The following is a 17,150-nucleotide window of genomic DNA, read 5'->3' as shown; positions in this document are numbered from 1 at the left end:
CTTAAAAAACCAACGTTTCTGAACCGCTCGTTTGATGCTGCTGTATAGCTTACGCTGCCGCTTTAGCGACAGCGTAAGCTCTCAATAATTCTGGCACACGCCAGGCACTGGTTACGACGCCGGATTCAGCAGCGCTCGCAAGTGATCTATGCCCACCGGTTCCTCTGTCTGCATGGGTACCAGGGCGACGCGTTTGGCGTAGCGGGTGCGGACCGCCTCGATCTGAGCCACCTCCAGCGCGGCGCGCTGCTTCAGCAGGGGTGATGCCGTTGGCGCCGCCGCCAGGCTGTTGTTGATGACCCAGGCCCACGGCTCGATGCCTGCACGACGCAGGTCTTCCTGCAACTGCGCGGCCTCCAGGACCGGCGTGGGTTCCGGCAGGGTCATGATCAACACCTGCGTCCGTGCCGGGTCCTGCAACTGCATCATCGGCGTCGTGTTATGCACCTGCGGATCGACGAGGTGGCGGGTCACTTCACGATGATAGGCCCCGGTGGCATCCAGCAGCAGCAGGGTATGCCCGGTCGGTGCGGTGTCCATCACCACGAATTGCTTGCCGGCCTCACGGATGACGCGCGAGAATGCCTGGAACACCGCGATTTCTTCCGTGCAGGGCGAGCGCAAGTCTTCTTCCAGCATGGCACGGCCTTCGGCATCCAGGTCTTGGCCTTTGGTGTCCAGCACATGCTGGCGATAACGCTCGGTCTCGAGCTCCGGGTCAATGCGGCTGACTTCCAGATTGCCCAGCGAACCGGCCAGCGTGTCGGACAGATGTGCGGCGGGGTCGGAAGTGGTCAGGTGAACGGGCAGGCCACGTTCGGCCAGCGCCACCGCCACCGCAGCCGCCAGAGTGGTTTTGCCGACCCCGCCCTTGCCCATCATCATGATCAGGCCGTGCCCCGTTCCAGCGATCGCTTCAACCAGGGTCAATAACTGCGGAAGTTCAATGCGTTCAGTGGGCGCAGCACTACCGGCGGGGGCGCTCTCGTCTTGATCAGAGAGCAGGCTGCACAGCGCCTCGACGCCGACCATGTTGAAGGCCTTGAGCGGCAATTGATCGACCGGCAGGTCGCGCAGCGCGGCGGGCATGCTGGCTATGGCCGCCTGTTCGCGCTGACGTATGGCAGCGGCCAGCGCGTCGTGAACGGCTTCCTCTGCTGGCAGCACACCGTTGATGACCAGATTCTGCCGGGTCAGGCCGGTGGCAGCCAGTTCCTGGTGGGTGCGTGCGACCTCGTCCAGCGTGGTTTTTTGCGCGCGGGCGACCAGTATCAGGCGCGTGCGCGCGGGATCGGACAGCGCCTTGACCGCTTCGGCATAACGCTGGCGTTGCTTTTCCAGGCCCGCCAGTGGACCAAGGCACGACGCGCCTTCCGGGTTTTTCTCAATAAAGCCGCTCCACGCGCCGGACAATTGCAACAGGCGGATGGTATGGCCAGTCGGCGCCGTATCGAAGAGGATGTGATCGTAGGCAGCCGTCAGTGTCGCGTCGGTCAGCAAAGCGGTGAATTCGTCGAAGGCCGCGATTTCGGTGGTGCAGGCTCCGGAGAGCTGTTCTTCTATGCCTTTGACTACGGCGTCCGGTAGCGCGCCGCGCACCGGGCCCACGATGCGCTCCCGATACTCTTGTGCCGCCTGTTGCGGATCGATTTCCAGGGCGAATAGCCCAGGTACCGCAGAAATGGCGGTGATTTTGTTGCCGATGGCCTGACTGAATACCTGACCGACGTTGGACGCTGGGTCGGTGCTCACCAGCAAGACCTTCTTGCCCAAGCGCACCAGATGGATGGCCGTGGCACAGGACAGCGACGTTTTGCCAACGCCCCCCTTGCCAGTGAAAAACAGAAAAGTGGGCGGGGTTTGCAGGAAAAGCATGCCGAAGTCCTCGTTGAAGCCGACGCCAATGAAGAACCGTTCAGCAGGTGCCGCTGCCACCGCAACAGCCGCCAGAAGGGCTTTCCATGACGGGCGCCGCCGCCAACCCGGCCCAGCGGACCAGTTCCTCACGGGTCGGATAACGCCCGGCCAGGGCGATTTCCCCTTCCACCAAGATCAGCGGCAATGCTTCGGCGCCAGAACGATCCAAAAACTGTTTCACCACGGGATTGTTGACAAAGGCCATGGGTTCCTGACTGAGGTTGTAGCGGACCAGATCGATTTCCTGGCCTTTCGCCCAGTCCGCGTCAGCAGAGAAGCGTACCAGCGCAGGATCTATGGTCGGACCGCATACGCCCGTACTGCAGCACATGGCGGGATCAAACACACGGATTTTGGTCATGATAAAGTCTCCTGAATGGATGGATGCCGTCTGAAAAGTTACTGTTCACCGATGCGCGCCAGTTCGGCTTGCAGGGCCACGCCGCCACTGGCTTCCCACTGGGTCCAGGGCAGGTCCAGAAAGGCTTCGATCCGACGACGCAGGATCTGGTAGGCGCTTGCAAATGCCGCCTCGATCTCCGCCTCGCTACCCGTTGCCTTGGCGGGATCTTCCACGCCCCAATGGGCGCGGATCACCGGGCCGAGATAGGCGGGACAGGTCTCACCGGCGGCGCTGGCGCAGACGGTGATGACGATATCCGGCGTTATTTTGAGATCGTCCCAGGACTTGCTGTACAGACCTTCGGTGCTAAACCCTTCACGTTGCAGCAGGGCCAGGGCACGCGGATGCACATACCCGGTCGGATGACTGCCGGCACTGATGGCGTGCATGGCCGGTCCGGCCAAGGCATTGAAGGTGACTTCGGCGAGAATGGAACGGCAGGAATTGCCAGTGCACAAAAACAGGATATTCAGGGTTTTCATTAAGTCCTCGACGCTGCGCAGGAAAGGGAAGGTTTTACGTCAGTGGTCACACACGGAGCGCATAGTTCTGGCCGATGTCCGCAACAGTTGTCCGTGAGATAGGCAATGAGCTCCTCTGCGGCCTTCAAACAGGCCCGGTAGCGTTGGTAACGGCCCTCCCGATGGCCGCTTACCAAGCCGGCATATTGCAGGGTCTTGAGATGAAAAGAGATGCCGTTGCCGGGAATGTCGAGCCGTGCAGCGATGTCCCCGGCAACGAGACCGTCGGGTTCGTGCTCCACCAGCAGGCGATAAATATCCAGTCGGACGGGCGACGCCAATGCTTCGAGCAGACGGATGACGTGATCTTGCCGTATTTCCATTGTCCAACTCCTGTATATTTTTTGTAGTATTGAGGTATTTCAGAGGATCGTCAAGACCAGGACGGAACCACCCAGGCAGAATTCCCAAGCGAATGAGCCCGTCAAGAAATTTCCACGGGAAACGGCGGGTTGGCCTTGGATCAGGCGGGCTTCGCCTGCCTGTTGTTGGGTAACGATAATAACGTCTCCAGGCGATCGCCCAAGTATTGTTCGAGAGACAGCCAAAAGCTCTGCTGCCAAGGCGAATGAAAATACCCCGGCCATGGACTGTATAAGGCCATGAGGATTTGTGGATCTCCAGTAGCGCTCAGGATAGGATGTATTGCCATGGAGCGTAGGCCGATGGCTTGGGCTTTGGTCCACTCCTCAGGCGCCAACTCCTTCTGAATACTATTGATATGCAATGGTTTTTTGTCCATCCAAGCCTGCAATAATAAATTCTTTGGGTTGGCCGTACAGCACGTATGGCCGAAACCCAATTCACAATGCAGGTCGTAGCGAAAGAACCTGCGTCAGGTAACGCACCTGGCAGGACTTGAGATGGGCCATTTCGGCATCGGAAAGGAGACTCAGGATCTGCGCCGAAGCCTCAGCACGCATCAGAGTATCGTAAAAGTTCGCAACCACCGCCTCGCTGTAGAAACCCAGCAGGTCCTGCACGGCGTTGAGCCAGACATCAACATGATCGTAAGGGTCCATCATCTTGGGTCGCCTGCGGGTGCTTCCAACCGGTTTCCCCACCCTCCAGCCAGCACCAGCAGCGATGTGCTGACCCCGATATCTCTCCCAGTCACCATGAACTGTACTCCCTGCGCGCCACCTCTAGTATCGTATTGTAGTGGAAAATAGCGCCGTCGTCGGAGTTTTTCCTAAAGGTCATTTCAAGCAAAGCAGGGCATCGGCCAAGGACAGAGCCATCGCCCGATTGACAGCGACCATGATCCCGCTTTATCAGGTTACATGAAACACTGTAGACGGCGATAGCGTTACATGCAATAGCAGCATGAAAGAACGGCGCTTTTCGTGGAATGCCAAGTGTGTCAACTCACCCATAACGGAACGGTGGTTATTTCAGAATATGCGTGCGTACCAGTAACAGACGCGAGTCTATTTGGGCAATTTGCTCGAAATCGCGATCGTCGTGCAAGAGTGGTACACCGTGCTCAATGGCTGTCTGTGCGATCAGGCAGTCGTGTGGGCTGCGCGGCGTGATTCCATTCCAGCGACAACGGGCATAGAGGGCGCCGGCGGCGAGATGCGTGGCCACTGCATCTTTTGATATCAGGATCGGCAGGCGCAAAAAGTGCGCACGCAGCTTTTCCATCTGCTCTGGCGAAGCGGCCCCCTGCAACAATTCCTGGAGGATTACCGGCGACACCAGCGCCTCACCATCCAACAAGAGCTGGCGTAATTGCTCGACTTGGGCGTTGGCGTGGCCGCGTAGCAACGCAATCCAGATGGTCGTATCAACCAGAACCACGGTTCATCCTTGCGCGCACAGTGCGGACATCGTATTCAGGATCCAGCAGAGGTTCACCGACCAGATCCAGAATCTGGCGCTGGCGGCGTCTGGCCACAAACTCGCGCAACGCCCGGTCCACTATCTCTTTTTTCGTTTTTACCCCGGCCAGATGCATCGCTTCGTCGACGATCTGGTCGTCCATAACGATATTGGTTCTCATGGCATACACCTCCTGATGTGTATGCTAATCCACAACAAAACCATAAACAAGAGCAACTCGGCTGGAGTCGGGTTTTTCCACCCAACTCCAGCCCCGCCACGAGCGCATCCAGGTCGATCATCTTGCCGTCGCTCTGGAAGGTGTAATGCCCGTTCGTAACGCGTGGCGACAGAGTTCTCCGCACAATTTTGAGGCCACCAGGAGGTTGGTGCATAGGACTGTTGCAGACATGTCGTAAAACAAGTGTTTTACGACATGTATCTTGGGTCTATTGCGCTTGCGCTCTTACCTGAACAGGTATAAACTGCCGTCATGGTCGATAAAGAAAAACCGCTCGAATGGATCGCGAGCAGCTACAAGGATCTGATGGCGTTGCCGTGCGCCGGCGTTTCGGTTATGCGCTGTCGCTGGCCCAGATGGGCGACCAGGACGACGCGGCGAAGGTGCTCAAGGGCTTCGGCGGCGCCGGCGTGCTGGAGGTCGTCGAAGACGATACCGGCGGCACGTACCGGGCGGTCTACACGGTGAAGTTCGCGGAAGCGGTGTTCGTCCTGCACTGCTTCCAGAAGAAGAGCAAGAGCGGGATCGCCACGCCAAAGGTGGACATGGACATCATCCGCACTCGGCTGAAGGTGGCCGAGGCAATGGCACAGGAGTTACGAAATGCAAAAACAAATCATTGAAGGCGTCGAGGTTCAACGCAGTTCGGGCAACGTCTTCGCCGACCTGGAATTGCCCGACGCCGAGAAACTGAAGATCAAGACCGGCCTGGTGGTCGAGATCAGGAAGGCAATGCGTGCCCTCGGCTTGACGCAACAAGCGGCAGCCAAACGCATGGGCATCCCGCAACCGAAGGTATCGGGCATGATGCACGGCGACTTCACCAACCTGTCCGAGCGCAAGCTGATGGACTGTCTGAATCGCCTCGGCTACGACATCGAAATCAAGGTGCGGCCGGCGGCCGAGCCAGTCGGGCATCTGACGCTCGCCACCGCCTGACCGGGGGCACCACCGGTTGATTCGCCAAAGAGCACAGGAGCGGCGGAAATGAGCATGTCGAGCATTGAGGCGCTGGCCTGCGCATGGGCGCAGATTGCCGAGGAAGTAGAATTTCCGGCCGACTACGGAACACCATCTTATCGACAAGACGGAAGACCAGCAGGTTTTCGTGCCTTGGGATGACGTGGAAATTCACCTGTCCTTGAGTGCGGTAGCATAAACATAAATAAATCAGTTCGTTGGTGTCGAATCGTCCGCATAAGCGTGTCTGTAGCCGTTCATTGGTGTGGAAGACTTGCGGGTTGCCTCTTCCACGATACGCCTGGTAGCCGCGCTCACTCGAAGAGCGTGGCGACCTTCGCCAGCACTTCGTCCATGATCGAGGCCGGCAGAGTGTCCACTTTGCGGGCATGTCGGGCGGCCAAGTCAATCACGCGTGGCTGATCGCAACGCACGACGCCGGTGGTTTTGATGCCGGTCACTGGCACTGCGAAGCCAAGGCGGCGGGCGAAATCACCGCCGTTGGTGATCGGCAAGATCACCGGCAGCCTAGTGGCTTCGTTGAACTCGGCGGGCGACACGATCAGGACGGGACGGCTACCGCTTTGCTCGTGTCCCGCAGTTGGGTCGAGCGACACCAGGAAAATATCGCCGCGCCTCATAGCAGCTCGCCACCTACGGCGGGCGCATCGACCCATTCACGTTCCTCGGCTGGTTGCGGCTGCGAATAGTCGGACGCGGCCAGCAACTCCGCGAGCGTGTAGCGCGGCCGTGGGTTGGGGTTAACCACCAGACAGCCATGATCGACGACCAAGCCGACCGTCGCACCGGCTTGCAGGTGCAATTGTTCAAGGAACGCGGGCGGGACGGCTAACATGATCGAGCCGCCGACCTTGCGCAGATTGGTTGTATGCACGATGCACCTCCAATGCGTTAAGTTATATCAAAGTATAACTTCTATTGATCTGGGCGGCAATCTGTAAGTGTCGCCAGGCCACGCAATCAGTCCAGCAAGCCCTGGAGTTGGCTGCGAATATCACTTAATCTCTTCCATAATGCTGTTTTAAATCAACATTTATATAGAGAGCATGTTTGAACTTGTCGGCGGTTTCCAGCCGCAGCGTAGCTGTAGTCGTTCATTGACGGTAAACCTCCTTGCGATTGCCGATGCGAATAACGAGGATACGCAAAGCACTGTCCTCGATGCTGGCAATGATTCGATAGTCGCCAACGCGGTACTTCCAGAAGGCTCCCAGCTTGGAACCTTTGAGGGCTTCGCCAATGCTGCGCGGGTCGTCGAGCTGGGCAATACGCTCGCGCAGAAACGTCGTGATGCGCTTGACAATGGCCTTGTCCAGCGCGGCCAAGTCCTTCTTAACCTTGTCGTCAATCTCAATCATCCAAGCCAAGATCGCGCTCCACTTCGTCCAGCGTGTACGTTCGGCTGCGTCCTGCTCGAATGTCGATCAGGCGTTGCTCTGCAAGGTACAAATCTTCGAGGTCGTCCAAGTGCTCAAGGATGGCTTCGCGGGCATAGAAGGTCTTGGTGCGCCCGGTAGCCTGCGCCAGTGCTTCAAGGCGGGTTTCCACTTCGGCGGGTAGTCGGATGGCAAGCATGTTATGGCCCCTGTTCTGATAAAGATATACAAGTATATCAGGGCAGCCGAAGAATGCTAGCAACTCATGCCGAGTGAGCCGTCGCGCCCAACCTTCTGCGCCTTGGGTCTGGACTGCAAGCTGTAAGTGTAGACCCGGTTCACCCTGCCACGCCCAGAATCACCGCCCACGATGGCGCAATTTGACGGCTGCGAGGAAAGCCAATTTTATCACATTCACTCTGGTCAAAATTAGACGTTTGACAATCGCCCTTCACCGCAAGCGGGCGGCGGCAAAATGGCCGATGCATCATCCATGATTGAACACGGCTTTATGATAGCATCGAGGATGGCCGGGTTCTTCTGAGCAAAGCGACTCAAGAAGCTGAGGAAGACCCTTTCGTGCTGTTTGCCGAACGGGACAGTGAGGCAGACCGGCGGGCCTATGGGCAGTTGTGAAGTTTGGGATGCCGTAAGGCTACCGTCTATACCAACCGACCTGTTCAAACGAAAAATGTGGCACATCAATCAGCGCGGGCGCTGGCGTGTTCGATGGTGAGAGCGCAGATTTCTCCATGCTCATCCACATCGATCAAGGTGTTTTCGTCAAAGTCTCTGGTTTCGCCCACGTCGCACGCCCGCAGCTCGATATACAGTGTGTCGGTGTCCTGAAAATACTGGATTTTCATGGCTGGAATCCTCTATCAATGCCCGCCCTGTCCGGGCGCAGCCGCATTGTTTGAAAATACTGGGTAGTCTTCACCTTTAACATCTTCGCCAAGTCCTCAGCCCGTAAGTGAGTATAGCGTTTCAGCATCTGCAATGTCTTGTGGCCGGTAACGGCCGCCACCTGCATGGGGTTCAAGACCATTTTCGATGAGACGGGACGCATGGACTCACCTCGTCTGACAGCCTTATGCCACCATGGCGGTTCTGTAGAAACCCAGCAGGTCCTGCACGGCGTTGAGCCAGACATCAACATGATCGTAAGGGTCCATCATCTTGGGTCGCCTGCGGGTGCTTCCAACCGGTTTCCCCACCTTCCAGCCAGCACCAGCAGCGATGTGCTGACCCCGATATCTCTCCCAGTCACCATGAACTGTACTCCTTGCGCGCCACCCCTAGTATCGTATTGTAGTGGAAAATAGCGCCATCGTCGGAATGCTTCCTAAAGGCCCATTCATCGTCAACCCACGGAAAAACCTGACGGGCTGAGTTGTGATTGAAGGCGTTGTGCTCGGGAATGTCTGGAAAAGCGCCACCGGCTTGGGAGCGAGCCCAGCAAAATTAGGCTATCCGTCCAGTCGGAGTCAGCGTCCACCAGAGTAAAATGTAACCTGCTTTGCCGCTGTTCTTTGCCTCCAGGGACTCAATTAATGAACTTCCATCCTGCAGGGCCACCTAAAGGCAGTCCAGCACCAAAGCTCGTGGGGAAGGTTCCCGACGAGCCGGTATTGTTAGCCGCACCCTGCAACATGGCGCGGCCATTGAAACTGGTGATGGTCGGCGTGAAGGCGGTTCCGTAACCCACGAAGACTGCACCGGTAATGGCCTTCCCGGTACTGTCGGTGAAAGTACCGCTGGGGAACACCCCATTGTCGAGCGCATAGAGGTAGTAGTAAGCATCGTTATCTCCACAGGCGCCCGCAGATGGCGGCACGGTAACGGGAAGAATGACGGCACCGCTGTTAATCAACGCGGGTGCGGAGATGACGGCTCCCGCTGGTAAAGCCGTGATGGGCGGATTGACACCCGTGCTTGGCGTACTAAAAGTACCGCTGCTCCAATTGCCTGCACCACCGGCGTATGCGGTCCAAACCGGTGACCAGGCGCCATTTAGCTGAGAAAAAATAGTGATGCCATTGGGTCCCTGTACGCGCAGATAGTTTTTCCCCTGATAGTAACTGCCGCCTATGTACTGCACTTGGCCCGGATTGGTGCCACTCATACCGTTCGACCATTGCGACGAATAGTTGCCAATGGCCGCTTTAGTCACAAAATCCTTGGCCAGCGTGAGCGTCTTGTTGCCGGGTGCCAGCAGGGTTGGCAATGTGGTGGAGGATATTTCGTACAGGTTACCGGTGCTGTCACCCAGATAGAGATTCCCGCCGGCATCGATGTAGGGGGTGGCGGTGTCATCGAAAGGGAGGGTATCCTGAAAACTCTGCCCGGTGCCGACGTTGACCCCTATCAGGTAACTGGTCGTGGTTCCGCTGACGGTGCTGTTGTCGGCCCACAGCGCCCAGGTCTGGCCGAAGTTGGAACCTCCCTCGGCCTGAAACTGATAGAATACCGGATTGCTGGGCAGCGGCTGGCTGTAATTACCGCCCAGATCATCCTCCCATACGGTTTGTTTCAGATTGGGGGTGGTGGTCCCGGTCAACTGGAGGTCGTAGAGGATACCGCCGTTGGCCGCACTGCCGACCACATAAGTATGCCACTGCGCCGGATTTGCGCCATTTGTGGCATCGATCGTCTGGAAACCGCCCTGCATATTCGTGCCCTGCCAGAAGGTGTTGTAATTCTGGAGTTGGGGTAGCAGTGCCTGGGGCATCCATCCCCAGAGCAGGGTAGGGCTGCCGGTATTGTTGTAGCCCATGGCGTACAGGAAGCCGTCATTATCGCTGAAGAGTACCGCATTCTGGCGGTTGGCATGGTTGCTGGCGAAAGTCAGGTAACTGTTGGTGGTCCCGCCTGCGCCGAGCAATTGCCCGTTGTTGGGGGCCGGGAGCACTTGCGGCGGGGTGGAGGTGGGCAGACCCATGTACCAGCCACTGTAACGCCCGCCGAGATAGGCACCGCTGCTGTAAGACGGGTCGATGGTGTAGCTGGCAATGGTGCTGGCCGTCAGGTTCGTGGGCAGGGTGCCGAAGGCGCCGGGTGTCTTCGAGGCCACGCTGGGCAGCAAGCTTTCCGCCCCCGCGCCATTGGCGCCACCGGGCGTGGTGGTGTACAGGGCGCCACTGCGATTGCCGGCGCTCATGTTACTGTTGGCATCCCAGGATGCGCTGGAGCTTGGCGTACCATTGCTCTGTAGCGCATAGGCGTAGAGGTCGCCCTGTCCGGTGATCGGGTTGACATTCTTGAGCAAAAACTCCAAAGACCCCACGGTTGTGGACGGTGGTGCGCCGTAAGACGCGGATACGCTTTTGCCGAGAATATTGGCGACGATGCTGTTCATGGCGGATTGCACGGCGGAGGCGGACGTTGCGGCATAGAAGCTGTTGGTGCCACCCGCCTGAGCCATGGCGGTGAGCACGGCCTGCCCCTGCAGGGCTACGGCCTGATCGGCGGCGGTTGCACCTGGCACATTGGGATTGACGGCGGAACCCACGCCCAGCACATAGGTTTTGATGCCTTTTTGGGCGAGTTTTTGGATTTCCTTAATGGCTTCTACCACCGCGTTGTTGTTGGTTGAACTCCAGGTGCTGGCGGTGATGGAGGTGACACCGAACATCTGTGCGGAGGCGCTGCCCAAGGGCGGATACACATACCCGTTATTCATGCCTTGGGTGGGCTGTCCATCGGTGATGAGGATGACATATTTCTTCTGGCACGGGGTTGATTGCGGCGGCTTCGCATCGAGCATTTCCTGAAAATTATTCAATGCAGTATTGAAGGCCCCTGCCATGGGGGAATAACCCGCGGAGGCGGTTATCGGGCCTTTGGTGGCATAATTGATGGATTTGTCGGTTCGGAACACTTCCGGGAGAATGGCGTTGGCGATATTGGCCGCATTGGTGCTATTCGTTGCGGATATGGGGCTGACAATATTGCCCTGATTGTAGGCGGTGCTGGCATTGAAGGCGTAACCGCGCTGAGACTCCCAGATCTGCTGCGAGAGTGGGAAATAACCAGCGCTGGTGGGGGTCATTCCGCTGCCGAGTGGGTTGCTGGCATTCTGATAACTGACGCCAGATTGTTGCCGTTCATAATGGTACAGGCTCAAGTTGTACGGATTTGGGCCGCCGGAGGCGATATTGGTGGCACCCGGCTGGAATTGTGCCGCATAGGCGTATAGCACGTCATTGATGACCGGGGCATCGCTGCTGGCGTTGACGTAAAGATATTTGTCTTTATAGAGTCCGGATACAGATAGGTTATTATAACCAAGACCATAAATGCTGGCGCATGAGTTGCTAACCGATCCGTAACACGGATTGTTGACCGCGATGTCTCCGGACGGCGCCCCCGTCGCGCTGGTGCCGAAGGAGAATCCATTTTTGTCGCTCATGTAATATGCCCAGGTATTATAGAGCGATATCCCTTTGTCCTTGATATTTTTTCCAACATAATCCATCAGGCCAAACTGGATGTTGTCGCTGTATTCCGGGGTGTTGATGATGGTGCCGATGGCCTGTTCCGCCACGTTGAGCATGGACTGCGAATTGTCGATATAGGCACTGGAGGACCCGGAGGCGACCACGGAAGCGCAGGCGCTTTGGGCGGCGGCGGTAATGCCGGAGGTATTGCAGGGCACGGAGTAGGGCACGCTGCTCCCGGAGGCCCCCAGCGCCGGAGGCGTGAAGCCGCTGGCCGTATAATTGGCGGGCGAGGAAGAGTTGGCGTCTTCGGGTACGGTGCCGGAGCCGGTCATAATGGCCCCGGAGAGTCCGGTGGGGCCTTGCAGGACGCCCGCCATGCCTTGGGAGTTGTCCAGCAGGATCATGATCTGCGGCTGATTGGCAGCGGGGATATTGATGGAATTGTTGGCCTGCGCGACACTGCTCCAACCGGCTAGGGGCGCTGCGGCCATGGACAGGCAGAGCGCACTGATAATGAACTTTTGACGTGCGTTCTTTTTCATTGCACTTTCCTTAAAATAGCCTGCACGGTGACGCCGAGGCCACCGCCGTTGGTTCTGGATGTATGCACATAGACGACGTAATAACGTATGCTTTGCACGCCGGGGCCGGTGCCGGTCTGGTTTTGTTCATTGCCGCCCACCTGGGTGGCGAGGGCGCCGGCGGGGTACATCGTATATTGCACGTTGAAATCGAAGCTGCCGTACTTCACCGGAATGGAGGCGCACTTGGTCCCGCAACTGGACCAAAAACTGGCCGGAGGGACGGTGGGGCGCGTAATGGTGCCGCCGATGACCGGTAGCGGCTGGTACCAGGTGCCCGGAGAAGTGATTTCCGGCCAGTTTGGCAGGATCTGCAAGCTCGTATTCGCCGCGCTGAATCCCTGATCCGCCGCTTCCTGCGCGGCGCTTTGCACCGCCATGTTGGAAGAGATGAGGACATTGTTGCGGGTCAGGTACACGAGCGCGAGAACCGCGAGGGTGATCACCAGCACGAGGACGAGGGTGATCACCAGTATCGCGCCGCGCTCGTCGTTGCGTGCCGGTTTTTGCGCGGAGAGCGCCTGCTGCGTGTGCTGGATCATGGTCCACTCCAGATACTATTCCGAACCGGCACCACGCTCTCGAAGAGGTGGTAGGCATAATGGCGGCAATCACCCTGCAGGCAGCCGGGACCGTTGTTTTGGGGCACGCTGTAGCTTTGTGGGCTTTGTCCGGTGGGGGTGGGCATGGCGAAGGAGGCCGGGCTGGTTTCATTGGGCATGTAACGGGTGCTGCGGACCAGCATGGCGATCCGCACGGCGAGGATTTGCTGCGTGACGGAAGCGGTATAGTTTTTCGGCAATACCCATTGCGTTATGGCCCCATTACTGCCCAGGCCGTACTCCAGTTGCAGGTCCACCACACCGCGCGCCAAAGCCTGACGACCAGGGGCGGTACCCGCGCTCTGGTTGGTGGTGTATTGGGTCAGGTAAAGGGTGGGCGTTGCCGTGCCGCCGTTGTCGCCGATGGTGAATTGATTGATGGTGAAGTTATTGCTGCCCAGATCGAGAAAATTGGCATTGGTAAAATCGATGCCATTAATATTATAAATGGTTCCAGCTATTCCACTGAATCCTCCTGGTGAATTAAATGGAGATGTTCCAGAACTAAAGTTTATATTATTGCCGACTATTCCTTGTCCTTTTGAGTTGACTTTGGTCACTTGGCCCATTAAACAGGCTTGTCCGGGAAGTTCTACGACAAACATATCATGAATTTTAATAAGGTTAACGTTATTCAAAAATAGTGTGGCACTCTGGTTACTTGGGGTTTTAGTGATCTGCGCTACCGGGGCATTGCCAAAAGAAGCCCCTCCCGTCACGGTCATCAAGGAGTACGTGTCGATCTGACTGAGGGTCGTGGGATCGTAGGCGCTGCCGCTTTGCACGGAGGCGGTGATGGCCGTCATGGAAAATGGGGAGGTGGTGGACTGATTGGCGATATAAGCCGCAATGCCGTTGGGACAGTTAGAAGCCTGCGGCAAGCCGAATCCCGCCGACTCCACGGCCTGACGCATCAGGGCCAGCGCGTTGCGTCCGCGTTGCCACATGTCGGTTGTCGTGCTTTGGTTGGTGATGATCTGGCTGCTGTTCAAAAAGAAGGCAAAGACGGCGGTCGCCAGCAAGGTGCCGATGACCAACGCCACCAGCAGTTCGGTGAGGGTAAAGCCGTGTTCAGAAGGGTGGACGGTGCGGCGCATTTTCAGTACCCCACGATGGTTTGCACGGTGTAGGCTTCCGGGGTGCCATTGGACGACACCCAGCCGACGGAAATCGTCGCGGTACAGGGGCACATCCCGCCGCCTTGCAGGGAAACAATCGCGATATTGCCGTTGGCGGAGGGGAGGGCGGGGGGCAGGGCGGCTGGATGCAACATGTTTTTCCAGCTCACGATCGCTTGCGCAACCACGGTGTTGGCGCTACCGGGAATGGTGACGCTGCCTGTTTTGGAGACGGCCGCGCCGTCGAATTGCAGCGCGTTGCTGCCGTTGGCGCGGATCATGCCGATGGCGTTTTGGGCCATCTCATAACCGCTCGTGAGGTTGTTGCCCTCGGCGTTGATGCTGAATCCGTTCATAAGGATAGTTAGGATACCCAACGAGCCAATGGCAAAAATCGCCAGGGCGATCATGGTCTCGATGAGGGTGAAGCCTTGCTCCGATGGCTGTGGCGCGTGCATGACGAGGACCCTCATTGGAGGTTGCACTGAGTGCTTTTGGCGGAAGCGGTGGCGCAGGATCGCACATCCCCGGCGCCACCCACCTCTACCTGCCAATAGCCATAGGTAGCCGGTTGCGAACTGGTCGCTTGAAAGGCGATGGCCGCGCTGGTGACGGCCCCGCTGGCGTCGTACACCATTCCAGTGGGGGTCACACTGAATGCCGTGGCCGTGGGGGGGCTGGTGCCGACCACGACGGTACACGGGGTGTTCCGGTATTGATTGGCGTATTGCGGGGCGGACATTTGCGGAACATTTTGCAATGTCGTGCTGAACGTCTGCGGGCTGATGGTCCAGGCGCAGGCGTTGCTGCTCCCCTGAATGCTGATGCTCACCGGATAACCGCTGCGAATGGCGTAACCCTTGGCCCAGAGAATGTCTTGCTGAAGTCTTCCGGCGGCGGATTGTATGCGCGCGCGCACCATCCAGATTTCAACATTGGGGATGGCAATGGCGAGGATAATGGCGAGTACCGCAATAGTGATCATCAACTCAATCAGGGTGAATCCCCGCATGCGTCCGCGACGGGGTTGCACCGACTCAGTATCACCCCCCATGCGTCACCACGGCGCCCATCTTGAAGATCGGCAAATACATGGCGACCACCAGGGTCCCGACGATGATGCCGAGCACCACCATGATCATCGGCTCCATGAGGGTGGAGAGGCGGTCTACCGATTCTTCCACATCCGCTTCGTAAAAATCGGCGACCTTGCCGGACATGGTTTCGATGGCACCGGTTTCCTCACCGATGGCCAGCATCTGCGTGGCCATGATGGGGAAGACGCCGTCGGCTTTGAGCCGGGTGGTGATGCGACCACCACCGGCGACGTCGTCACGGGCCGCCAGGACGCTGCGCTCGATGATGATATTGCCCGAGACCTTGGAGAGCGTTCCCAGGGCTTCCATAATGGGCACCCCCGCCGCCTGCATGGTGGACAGGGTGCGCATAAAGCGCGCCACCGCGCCTTTAAGCAAGATGTCGCCCAGTACCGGGATTTTCAGGGAGAAACGGTCTACCACGGTCTTGAAAGACAGATTGTGCTTGTAGGTATAGACAAAGAGCCATACCGCGGCGATGGGCACGAGCACGACAATATACCAGTGACCTTTCATCCAGTTGGAAATGTTGACGACAACCTGCGTCAATAGCGGCAATGTGGCTCCGAAACTGCTGAATAACTGTGAAAATACCGGGATGACGAAAATCATCAGGATAACCACGACGACGACCATGACGGTGATGATGGCCGCCGGATAGAACATGGCCGACTTCACTTTTTTATTCAGTGCCAGGGTCTTTTCGCGGTATTCGGCCAGACGCAACAAAATGGTGTCGAGGATACCGCCCTGCTCACCGGCGGCGATCAGGGACACAAAGAGGCGGTCGAAGTATTTGGGAAAGTGGGCCATGGCTTGCGACAGGGATTCGCCTTCCCGGAGATGTTGGAGAATGCCTTTGAGCAATTTCTTCATGCCCACGCCGGAAGTGGCGGAGATGAGCAGCTCAAAGGACTGCACGATGGGCACGCCGGCGTTGATCATGGTGGAGAGCTGACGGACCATCACCACCAACTGCCCCTCTTTGACGCCTTTTTCCCCGAACAGGGGTTGCGGCACTTTGCGCACAATGGTGGGCATCAGTCCCGTGTGGCGCAGATTGGAGCGCACGATATTGGCGGAGACGGCGTTCATTTCGCCTTTTTTCTTTTCTCTCCCGTCGGGAGTGGTCGCCTCCCAGGTAAAGTCGTAGGTCTTTGCCGCGCGGATTGCGGGTTTCTTGTCTTTATTCAGGATTGATGCCATTTCGCCCTCCCCATCTCTATGGGCTAATTAGTGTAAACCCAAAAAAATGCAAGGCGGCGAAGGTCTACCGAAGGGAATGCTCAAACGAGCTGCGGCATAGTGGCCTTGGGGGCAAAGGAATGCTGCGGCGGCTTCCGTCCGGTTTCATAGAGCGCCTGCAACTCGCTGCGCACGACATTGAGTTCCATATCGATGGTGGCGATGGATGCGCCCCGCCTGTCGCGTTGCTGAAGCAAGGCATGGCGATGGTTATGGAGTTGACTGATGCGGGTTTGACGATCGCTTTCGTTCATGATGCTGCTCCTGTGGTTTTTTATCGGGTACGTCTGTCTCTATCCTTGGGGTAAGCATCCTCTTCGATGTTCACCCTTCTACTAAAATACCCGCGTCTGCGCATGAATATTCCGAATTTATTCAGCCCGGCCGCCGCTATCAGGGCTTCCAGCGGCAGGAGAAAAGTCCCGCCCCGAAACCCTGCGCCACCGACCCCGAAGAGCCAGCCATTGTGCCAGTCTGCCGCGATACCCGCGCCGTAAAGGTCCGGGATCAGGGTGCCGATAAAGGTCAGAGGATAGGCCAACGGCCAGGGGAAACGGTTCCCCAGCAGCAAGACCAGAACCGGCCAGATCACGACGCCCCCGATAAACAGATGCAAGCCGGTGATGCCCCAATACTGCGTAAACATGCCCGTGGTCACGGCAAAAAGCAGGAAACCAAGAATGATTTGCTGGTCTTTGACTTGACGCCAATATTTCAGGAGAAGCCCGGTGCTTATAAGGGCGGCAAGAAGAGTGGGCTCAAACATGTCTGCGTTCCATTGAACTACTCATGACGCTGTACC

General features: G+C 57.7%; 25 protein-coding genes. 3 read left to right on the top strand and 22 right to left on the bottom strand.

The features are described from left to right. Nucleotides 1–111: 111 nt before the first annotated feature. The 8 genes from arsA to H2515_RS08195 all read right to left on the bottom strand — a co-directional run bounded on the left by arsA (nt 112) and on the right by H2515_RS08195 (nt 4,846). On the bottom strand, nt 112–1,935 hold the full coding sequence (arsA, locus tag H2515_RS08230) for an arsenical pump-driving ATPase (protein WP_456298300.1): 1,824 nt from the start codon (nt 1,933–1,935) through the stop codon (nt 112–114). Beyond that, entirely contained in the window at nt 1,916–2,278 is a 363-nt protein-coding gene (arsD, locus tag H2515_RS08225) for an arsenite efflux transporter metallochaperone ArsD (protein ID WP_198659810.1), read from the bottom strand. Before arsD ends, arsA begins: the two co-directional genes overlap by 20 nt. Before the next feature lie 38 nt (nt 2,279–2,316). Next, nucleotides 2,317–2,802, bottom strand: a complete 486-nt coding sequence (locus H2515_RS08220; protein ID WP_198659809.1) for an arsenate reductase ArsC — start codon at nt 2,800–2,802, stop codon at nt 2,317–2,319. Further along, entirely contained in the window at nt 2,802–3,164 is a 363-nt protein-coding gene (locus H2515_RS08215) for an ArsR/SmtB family transcription factor (RefSeq protein ID WP_083091626.1), read from the bottom strand. The genes H2515_RS08220 and H2515_RS08215 overlap by 1 nt, the downstream gene beginning before the upstream one ends. Nucleotides 3,165–3,304: 140 nt before the next feature. Then, nucleotides 3,305–3,583 (bottom strand): hypothetical protein, encoded by a 279-nt coding sequence (locus H2515_RS08210; RefSeq protein WP_198659808.1) that lies wholly within the window; start codon nt 3,581–3,583, stop codon nt 3,305–3,307. Between the two features lie 61 nt (nt 3,584–3,644). Continuing rightward, nucleotides 3,645–3,866, bottom strand: coding sequence for a globin family protein (locus H2515_RS08205; RefSeq protein WP_198659807.1), 222 nt, complete (start codon nt 3,864–3,866; stop codon nt 3,645–3,647). 364 nt (nt 3,867–4,230) lie between these two features. Further along, on the bottom strand, nt 4,231–4,644 hold the full coding sequence (vapC, locus tag H2515_RS08200) for a type II toxin-antitoxin system VapC family toxin (RefSeq protein WP_198659806.1): 414 nt from the start codon (nt 4,642–4,644) through the stop codon (nt 4,231–4,233). Beyond that, nucleotides 4,631–4,846: a type II toxin-antitoxin system VapB family antitoxin gene (locus tag H2515_RS08195; RefSeq protein WP_014028935.1), complete on the bottom strand. Its 216-nt coding sequence runs from the start codon at nt 4,844–4,846 to the stop codon at nt 4,631–4,633. Before H2515_RS08195 ends, vapC begins: the two co-directional genes overlap by 14 nt. Nucleotides 4,847–5,184: 338 nt before the next feature. Between H2515_RS08195 and H2515_RS08190 the strand changes: the two genes are divergently transcribed. From H2515_RS08190 to H2515_RS16340, 3 genes are read left to right on the top strand one after another with little or no spacing between them, the layout of a single operon-like run. Continuing rightward, nucleotides 5,185–5,529: a type II toxin-antitoxin system RelE/ParE family toxin gene (locus H2515_RS08190; RefSeq protein WP_232821301.1), complete on the top strand. Its 345-nt coding sequence runs from the start codon at nt 5,185–5,187 to the stop codon at nt 5,527–5,529. After that, nucleotides 5,510–5,845, top strand: coding sequence for a helix-turn-helix domain-containing protein (locus H2515_RS08185; protein WP_198659805.1), 336 nt, complete (start codon nt 5,510–5,512; stop codon nt 5,843–5,845). Before H2515_RS08190 ends, H2515_RS08185 begins: the two co-directional genes overlap by 20 nt. Before the next feature lie 48 nt (nt 5,846–5,893). Next, on the top strand, nt 5,894–6,028 hold the full coding sequence (locus H2515_RS16340; protein WP_269802076.1) for a hypothetical protein: 135 nt from the start codon (nt 5,894–5,896) through the stop codon (nt 6,026–6,028). A 152-nt stretch (nt 6,029–6,180) separates the two neighbouring features. Here H2515_RS16340 and H2515_RS08180 read toward each other — a convergent pair whose 3' ends face one another. The 14 genes from H2515_RS08180 to H2515_RS08115 all read right to left on the bottom strand — a co-directional run bounded on the left by H2515_RS08180 (nt 6,181) and on the right by H2515_RS08115 (nt 17,114). Then, nucleotides 6,181–6,507 carry a type II toxin-antitoxin system PemK/MazF family toxin gene (locus H2515_RS08180; RefSeq protein WP_014028939.1) on the bottom strand — a complete coding sequence of 109 codons (327 nt, stop codon included), beginning with the start codon at nt 6,505–6,507 and terminating at the stop codon, nt 6,181–6,183. Continuing rightward, nucleotides 6,504–6,761, bottom strand: a complete 258-nt coding sequence (locus tag H2515_RS08175; protein WP_014028940.1) for an AbrB/MazE/SpoVT family DNA-binding domain-containing protein — start codon at nt 6,759–6,761, stop codon at nt 6,504–6,506. Before H2515_RS08175 ends, H2515_RS08180 begins: the two co-directional genes overlap by 4 nt. A 220-nt stretch (nt 6,762–6,981) precedes the next feature. Continuing rightward, nucleotides 6,982–7,245 carry a type II toxin-antitoxin system RelE family toxin gene (locus tag H2515_RS08170; RefSeq protein ID WP_198661438.1) on the bottom strand — a complete coding sequence of 88 codons (264 nt, stop codon included), beginning with the start codon at nt 7,243–7,245 and terminating at the stop codon, nt 6,982–6,984. Next, nucleotides 7,238–7,462 carry a type II toxin-antitoxin system RelB family antitoxin gene (gene relB, locus H2515_RS08165; RefSeq protein WP_014028942.1) on the bottom strand — a complete coding sequence of 75 codons (225 nt, stop codon included), beginning with the start codon at nt 7,460–7,462 and terminating at the stop codon, nt 7,238–7,240. The genes H2515_RS08170 and relB overlap by 8 nt, the downstream gene beginning before the upstream one ends. A gap of 502 nt (nt 7,463–7,964) precedes the next feature. Continuing rightward, the gene (locus H2515_RS08160) at nt 7,965–8,129 is read right to left on the bottom strand and encodes a DUF2283 domain-containing protein (protein WP_198659804.1); all 165 of its coding nucleotides are present in this window, start codon (nt 8,127–8,129) and stop codon (nt 7,965–7,967) included. Further along, nucleotides 8,126–8,332, bottom strand: coding sequence for a hypothetical protein (locus H2515_RS08155; protein ID WP_198659803.1), 207 nt, complete (start codon nt 8,330–8,332; stop codon nt 8,126–8,128). The genes H2515_RS08160 and H2515_RS08155 overlap by 4 nt, the downstream gene beginning before the upstream one ends. Before the next feature lie 477 nt (nt 8,333–8,809). Next, nucleotides 8,810–12,247, bottom strand: coding sequence for a pilus assembly protein (locus H2515_RS08150; RefSeq protein ID WP_198659802.1), 3,438 nt, complete (start codon nt 12,245–12,247; stop codon nt 8,810–8,812). Continuing rightward, nucleotides 12,244–12,828: a hypothetical protein gene (locus tag H2515_RS08145; RefSeq protein WP_198659801.1), complete on the bottom strand. Its 585-nt coding sequence runs from the start codon at nt 12,826–12,828 to the stop codon at nt 12,244–12,246. Before H2515_RS08145 ends, H2515_RS08150 begins: the two co-directional genes overlap by 4 nt. Continuing rightward, the gene (locus H2515_RS08140) at nt 12,825–13,985 is read right to left on the bottom strand and encodes a PilW family protein (RefSeq protein WP_198659800.1); all 1,161 of its coding nucleotides are present in this window, start codon (nt 13,983–13,985) and stop codon (nt 12,825–12,827) included. Before H2515_RS08140 ends, H2515_RS08145 begins: the two co-directional genes overlap by 4 nt. Before the next feature lie 2 nt (nt 13,986–13,987). Beyond that, nucleotides 13,988–14,464, bottom strand: a complete 477-nt coding sequence (locus H2515_RS08135) for a prepilin-type N-terminal cleavage/methylation domain-containing protein (protein WP_198659799.1) — start codon at nt 14,462–14,464, stop codon at nt 13,988–13,990. Nucleotides 14,465–14,475: 11 nt separating this feature from the next. Then, a complete protein-coding gene (locus tag H2515_RS08130) occupies nt 14,476–15,060 on the bottom strand; it encodes a GspH/FimT family pseudopilin (RefSeq protein WP_198659798.1) in 585 nt (194 codons plus the stop codon). Continuing rightward, entirely contained in the window at nt 15,050–16,309 is a 1,260-nt protein-coding gene (locus H2515_RS08125; RefSeq protein WP_198659797.1) for a type II secretion system F family protein, read from the bottom strand. The genes H2515_RS08130 and H2515_RS08125 overlap by 11 nt, the downstream gene beginning before the upstream one ends. Before the next feature lie 80 nt (nt 16,310–16,389). Continuing rightward, the gene (locus H2515_RS08120) at nt 16,390–16,602 is read right to left on the bottom strand and encodes a hypothetical protein (RefSeq protein ID WP_035191500.1); all 213 of its coding nucleotides are present in this window, start codon (nt 16,600–16,602) and stop codon (nt 16,390–16,392) included. Between the two features lie 20 nt (nt 16,603–16,622). Further along, nucleotides 16,623–17,114 (bottom strand): hypothetical protein, encoded by a 492-nt coding sequence (locus H2515_RS08115; RefSeq protein WP_198659796.1) that lies wholly within the window; start codon nt 17,112–17,114, stop codon nt 16,623–16,625. Nucleotides 17,115–17,150: the final 36 nt, after the last annotated feature.

Source organism: Acidithiobacillus ferrivorans, assembly GCF_016250455.1.
Lineage (GTDB): Bacteria > Pseudomonadota > Gammaproteobacteria > Acidithiobacillales > Acidithiobacillaceae > Acidithiobacillus > Acidithiobacillus ferrivorans.
The sequence above is the reverse complement of the archived record's forward strand: the minus strand, read 5'-3'. Positions and strand labels throughout refer to the sequence as shown.

Excerpts from the sequence above, each read along its gene's own strand:
- H2515_RS08145 (WP_198659801.1), bottom strand. The coding sequence starts at position 12,828 with ATGATCCAGCACACGCAGCAGGCGCTCTCCGCGCAAAAACCGGCACGC.
- H2515_RS08215 (WP_083091626.1), bottom strand. The coding sequence starts at position 3,164 with ATGGAAATACGGCAAGATCACGTCATCCGTCTGCTCGAAGCATTGGCG.
- H2515_RS08205 (WP_198659807.1), bottom strand. The coding sequence starts at position 3,866 with ATGATGGACCCTTACGATCATGTTGATGTCTGGCTCAACGCCGTGCAG.
- H2515_RS08195 (WP_014028935.1), bottom strand. The coding sequence starts at position 4,846 with ATGAGAACCAATATCGTTATGGACGACCAGATCGTCGACGAAGCGATG.
- H2515_RS08135 (WP_198659799.1), bottom strand. The coding sequence starts at position 14,464 with ATGCACGCGCCACAGCCATCGGAGCAAGGCTTCACCCTCATCGAGACC.
- H2515_RS08180 (WP_014028939.1), bottom strand. The coding sequence starts at position 6,507 with ATGAGGCGCGGCGATATTTTCCTGGTGTCGCTCGACCCAACTGCGGGA.
- H2515_RS08220 (WP_198659809.1), bottom strand. The coding sequence starts at position 2,802 with ATGAAAACCCTGAATATCCTGTTTTTGTGCACTGGCAATTCCTGCCGT.
- H2515_RS16340 (WP_269802076.1), top strand. The coding sequence starts at position 5,894 with ATGAGCATGTCGAGCATTGAGGCGCTGGCCTGCGCATGGGCGCAGATT.
- H2515_RS08155 (WP_198659803.1), bottom strand. The coding sequence starts at position 8,332 with ATGCGTCCCGTCTCATCGAAAATGGTCTTGAACCCCATGCAGGTGGCG.
- H2515_RS08130 (WP_198659798.1), bottom strand. The coding sequence starts at position 15,060 with ATGGGGGGTGATACTGAGTCGGTGCAACCCCGTCGCGGACGCATGCGG.
- arsD (WP_198659810.1), bottom strand. The coding sequence starts at position 2,278 with ATGACCAAAATCCGTGTGTTTGATCCCGCCATGTGCTGCAGTACGGGC.
- H2515_RS08170 (WP_198661438.1), bottom strand. The coding sequence starts at position 7,245 with ATGATTGAGATTGACGACAAGGTTAAGAAGGACTTGGCCGCGCTGGAC.
- H2515_RS08125 (WP_198659797.1), bottom strand. The coding sequence starts at position 16,309 with ATGGCATCAATCCTGAATAAAGACAAGAAACCCGCAATCCGCGCGGCA.
- H2515_RS08160 (WP_198659804.1), bottom strand. The coding sequence starts at position 8,129 with ATGAAAATCCAGTATTTTCAGGACACCGACACACTGTATATCGAGCTG.
- H2515_RS08120 (WP_035191500.1), bottom strand. The coding sequence starts at position 16,602 with ATGAACGAAAGCGATCGTCAAACCCGCATCAGTCAACTCCATAACCAT.
- H2515_RS08115 (WP_198659796.1), bottom strand. The coding sequence starts at position 17,114 with ATGTTTGAGCCCACTCTTCTTGCCGCCCTTATAAGCACCGGGCTTCTC.
- H2515_RS08190 (WP_232821301.1), top strand. The coding sequence starts at position 5,185 with ATGGATCGCGAGCAGCTACAAGGATCTGATGGCGTTGCCGTGCGCCGG.
- H2515_RS08210 (WP_198659808.1), bottom strand. The coding sequence starts at position 3,583 with ATGGACAAAAAACCATTGCATATCAATAGTATTCAGAAGGAGTTGGCG.
- H2515_RS08185 (WP_198659805.1), top strand. The coding sequence starts at position 5,510 with ATGCAAAAACAAATCATTGAAGGCGTCGAGGTTCAACGCAGTTCGGGC.
- H2515_RS08140 (WP_198659800.1), bottom strand. The coding sequence starts at position 13,985 with ATGCGCCGCACCGTCCACCCTTCTGAACACGGCTTTACCCTCACCGAA.
- H2515_RS08150 (WP_198659802.1), bottom strand. The coding sequence starts at position 12,247 with ATGAAAAAGAACGCACGTCAAAAGTTCATTATCAGTGCGCTCTGCCTG.
- relB (WP_014028942.1), bottom strand. The coding sequence starts at position 7,462 with ATGCTTGCCATCCGACTACCCGCCGAAGTGGAAACCCGCCTTGAAGCA.